Raw genomic sequence first — 867 nt, 5'->3', positions numbered from 1 at the left:
GGGCGCGGCCTATGCGCAGCTGGTGCGCAAGGGGGCGCCGGTGATCTTCGGGCCCTTCGTGACGACCATGGACCGCCACGGCGGTGGCACCGGCTTCGGCACGCCCGCGGCGTCGCAGATCAGCTATGGCGCGGGTCAGCTGGCGCGGCGCCTGGGACTGCCCTTTCGCGCGGGCGGTGCGCTCACGGGCGCGCGACTGCCGGATGCGCAGGCCGCCTACGAGAGCGCCGCGTCGCTCAACGACGGGCTGCTGTCCGGGGCGAACTTCATGCTCCACGCCTGCGGCTGGCTCGAGGGCGGGCTGGTCTCGTCCTACGAGAAATTCGTGATGGACGCGGACCGGCTGGGCGTGCTGCACGGCTTTGCGGGCGGCGTGGAGGCCGGTCTGGACGATGCGCTCGACGCGCTGCGCGAGGTGGGGCCGGGCGGACATTTCCTCGGCCGGGAGCCGGAGATGGCCGGGGCTTGGGAGTCCGACATCTTCGACAACCGCCCCTTCGAGGCATGGATCGAGGATGGGGGCCGCGATGCGATGAAGCTGGCCACCGAACGGGTGCGCGACCTGCTCGAAAGCTACGAACCGCCGGCGCTCGACCCTGCCATCGACGAAGCCCTGTCCGCCTTCGTCGCGGCGAAGAAGGCCGAGATGCCGGACAGCTTCATGTAGGCTCGGGGTCCTCAGACGGCGTCATCGCGTGTTGGCTCCGCACGACCGGCAGAGGACGCGGCCAGCAGCCTGGCCTCGCCCATGAGCGCGGCCAGCACCTCGACGTGGCGGGCGACGGAATAGGCGCCGTCGGCGGCGCGGCGGCGGCCGTTCATGGCGTCCTCGATCTCGAGCAGCTGCATCAGCGCGGGCCCGGAGCG

General features: G+C 71.9%; 2 protein-coding genes. One reads left to right on the top strand and one right to left on the bottom strand.

The window, feature by feature from the left end; genetic code table 11:
• Positions 1–667 (top strand): trimethylamine methyltransferase family protein (locus HC022_RS27755; protein ID WP_175583768.1); only part of this gene is annotated, 667 nt, incomplete at its 5' end.
• A gap of 11 nt (positions 668–678) precedes the next feature.
• On the opposite strand, the gene HC022_RS27750 is transcribed toward HC022_RS27755, so the two are convergent.
• Positions 679–867, bottom strand: a 189-nt coding sequence (locus tag HC022_RS27750; RefSeq protein ID WP_254885297.1) for a DUF6477 family protein, incomplete at its 5' end; no start/stop codon positions are given.

Source organism: Salipiger sp. HF18 (assembly GCF_011806505.1).
Taxonomy (GTDB): domain Bacteria; phylum Pseudomonadota; class Alphaproteobacteria; order Rhodobacterales; family Rhodobacteraceae; genus Salipiger; species Salipiger thiooxidans.
This window is presented reverse-complemented; position numbering and strand designations above follow the sequence as displayed.